The organism is Burkholderia sp. E168m23, assembly GCF_016586125.1.
Lineage (GTDB): Bacteria > Pseudomonadota > Gammaproteobacteria > Burkholderiales > Burkholderiaceae > Burkholderia > Burkholderia orbicola.
In genome coordinates, this window is record NZ_BCPP01000848.1 from 1 (window position 1) to 3,188 (window position 3,188).

The 3,188-nt window shown below is 69.2% G+C and carries 3 protein-coding genes; all 3 read right to left on the reverse strand.

Annotation, left to right across the window (positions count from 1 at the left end; translation table 11 throughout):
* Nucleotides 1-59: 59 nt before the first annotated feature.
* Nucleotides 60-1,415 (reverse strand): cytosine permease, encoded by a 1,356-nt coding sequence (locus JMF90_RS30705; RefSeq protein ID WP_077180406.1) that lies wholly within the window; start codon nt 1,413-1,415, stop codon nt 60-62.
* Between the two features lie 221 nt (nt 1,416-1,636).
* Complete coding sequence (locus tag JMF90_RS30710) at nt 1,637-2,632, reverse strand: biotin-dependent carboxyltransferase family protein (RefSeq protein WP_077180405.1); 996 nt, start codon at nt 2,630-2,632, stop codon at nt 1,637-1,639.
* On the reverse strand, nt 2,622-3,188 hold a 567-nt coding region (locus tag JMF90_RS30715; RefSeq protein WP_201325852.1), incomplete at its 5' end, for an allophanate hydrolase subunit 1. The genes JMF90_RS30710 and JMF90_RS30715, both read right to left, overlap by 11 nt.

Below are 3,188 nucleotides of genomic sequence, written 5' to 3' on the forward strand. Positions count from 1 at the left end.
CTTTCGATTCGCGACGCGCAGGGCAGTCGGATGCAGACGATCGGCCGAGCCGCGGCGCGTCACGTGTTCCGCACGAACCAGGTCCGCTTCGCGGTGCCGAGCAGCGCGCGATAGACGAGCCACGACACGGCGAAGGTGGCCGGCGCCGACAGCGACGCGGCGAACCCGGTCGCCTGGTTCAGCGCGAGCCCCGCGAACGCGCCCGCGAACCACGCGGTTAGGCCGCCCGGATTGAACACCGGCACGTGCGCGTCGCGGCATTCGACGTCGTCGCCGACGAGCTGCCCGTAGCGCGCCGACAAGATGTGCGCGAGCGCGACGCCGACCCACGCGACGACGAAGATGCCCTGGTACGCGAGCGCTTGCAGGATCCGCGAGAAGATGTCGGCCATCATCAGCGCATAGACGACCGCGCCGACCACGACCGCCCACACGAATTTCGGCGCGCGCAGCCCCGCGACCTTCTGGAAGAACGCTTGCATGTTGACGGTCGCGAGGTAGTAGTTCGCGGTATTGATGCGCGACTGCGTGACCCACACGAACAGCAGCCCCCACACGCCCATCAGCTTCAGCAGCGCGAGCACGACCGACACTTCCGACAGCGTGCCGAGCCCGGGAATCGTGCTGACGAGATAGATGCCGGCCGCGCCGTTGACGAGGAACGTGACGAGGTAGAACGGCATCCCGAAGTTGAAGCGGCCGTGATAGCGGGCGTCGGCCTTGCGGCCGAAGCGCGCGTAGTCGAACGTGAACATCATCAGCACCCATACGCCCATGTAGTAGACGAAGCACTGCCACCAGCCGCCGGCCGGGGCGCCGCCCGCCGGCCCGAAATCGAGCCACGCGGCGTGATAGCCGTACTCGGCCGTCGCGAGCCCGACCGCCGCGAGCAACCCGAACAGGTAGAACGGCAGCAGCACGCCGTTGAACTTGTCGAGCCAGTGCTGCACGCTGCCGAACACGAGCGGCACGCTGTAGCAGACGACGATCAGCGCGGCCCACTTGTAGTCGAGCGCTGGAAACTGGTGATGCGCGGCGACCGCGATCACCGAGCCCTCGAACACCGCGTAGTAGATCGCCGTCGCGAAGAAGATCAGCGTCGCGAGCGCCGCGCCCGCGCTGCCGAACAGCACGCGCGAGAACAGCGCGACCGACAGGCCGGTACGGATCGCGTAACGGCTGATGATCGAATTGACGATGCCGTACGAGACGACCGACAGCGCCATCCCGATCAGCGCGTTGCGCGCGCCGTAGGTGAGCGCGAGCGTCGCGCCGACGACGATGTAGAACACCGCGCTGCAGACGGCCCACCACGCCATCGTCAGCGCAAAGGGCGGCATGCGTGCGTGATCGGGAATGGCGAGCGTCGACAGGTCGAGATCCTCGTCGGTGCGGGCCTGAGCCAGGTTGGCCATGAGCGTGCTCCTCGATGAGCGAAACAGCGGACGACGTCTGGGCCGCGGCCCATGCGAGCCGCGGGGTTGCCCCGACGTCGGGGCGGGCAACCGGTCCGGCGAAAACGGCGCGCAGGCGTCCCCGCCGCGCTGCGCGCGGCCGCACGGACGGGAAACGGAAGCGAAGGATGAAAGCGGAGGGCGGCGCACGGCGCCCGGCGCGACGGCCGGACGCGTGGCGCTCAGTCCTTCAGTACGGCGCGCAGCAGCGCGAGGCGCCGCTGGTATTCGCGGCGCGCGGCGAGCGCGTCGGCCATCGTCACGCGCACGAAGCGCGCGCGATGGTTCGGCTGCATCTGGCCGATCAGGTCCATGTCGGCGCTGATGACCGTGCCGATCGTCGCGTAGCCGCCGCCCGACACCGCATCGCGATGCAGGATGATCGGCTCGACCCCGGCCGGCACCTGGATCGAGCCGATCGGATAGCACGCGTCGACGATGTTCGACGGATCGGCCCCGGCGCCGAACGGCTGCTCGCGCGGCCGGAACTGCAGCGGCCGGCCGTTCTTGTAGCGGTAGCCGATGCGGTCCGCCTCGGGCGCGACCGTCCATTCGTCATCGAAGAACGTGTGCGCCGACGCGTCGGTGAGCCGGTAGTGGTACAGCCCCGGCAGCACGCGCAGTTCGACCTGGCTGTCCAGCGGCCGGCTGACCGACGCCGGCAGCTCGCGCCCTTCGCGAAGCGTGCCGCGCGCCGCGCCGATCGGCAAACGGTCGCCTTTCTGCAGGCGCCGGCCCGCGTGGCCGCCGATCGCGCCGAGCGTGTAGGTCGAGCGGCTGCCGAGCACGACCGGCACGTCGATGCCACCCGCGATGGCCAGGTACGCGCGGGCGCCGCCCTTCACGTAGGCGAACGACAGCACGCTGCCCGCGCGAATCCACAGCGCGACGTTGCAGCGCTGCCCGACGCCGTCGATCTTCGGGGTCATCTCGGCGCCCGTGACGGCGACCAGCGCGTCCGCATGGAACAGCAGCTCCGGGCCGAGCAGCGTGCATTCGAGCACGGCCGCCTGTTCCGGATTGCCGACCAGCAGGTTCGCCGCGCGCGACGCGTACTGGTCGAGCGAGCCCGACGGCGGGATGCCGACGTGGTAGTAGCCTTGCCGGCCCGTATCCTGGACCGACGTCGCGAGGCCGGGTTTCACGACCTCGATCAGGTTGTGCGCGTCAGCGGGCATGCAGCACCTCGACGAGAGAACGGTTGACCGCATCGGGATCGCGCCGGAACGCGTCGAGCGAGAATTTCACGGGGCGCACGCGCAGCGAGAAGGTACCCGCTTCGACGGCCGCCACCGCGGCGTCATAGGCGTCGCGATCGATCGGCTGGAACTTCACGATGTCGCCAGGCCGGAAGAACACCATGAAATCGCGCAGGTAGTCGAGCCGCTGCGCGGGATCGAAGATCGGCGCCGGCGTCACGCCGAACATCTGGTAGCCGCCCGCGCCGCGCACCGAGTAGATGCAACCGAAGCAGCCGCCGTGGCCGACCGTCAGCTTCGGCGTGTCGGTGCGCGGCCGCAGGTATTTCGGTACTTCGAGCTGGCGTGCGCGCTCGACCATCTGGTACATGAACGGCAGGCCCGCGACGAAGCCGACCATCGACACGAACCACGGCGAACCCGAGTGCGCGGCGATGAAGTCGTCGACGTCGCGCTTGCCGTTGATCCGCGCCGCATATTCGAGGTCGGTCGACGACGGGTCCTGGTGACGCTCGCGAAACCGCATCAGCGTCTC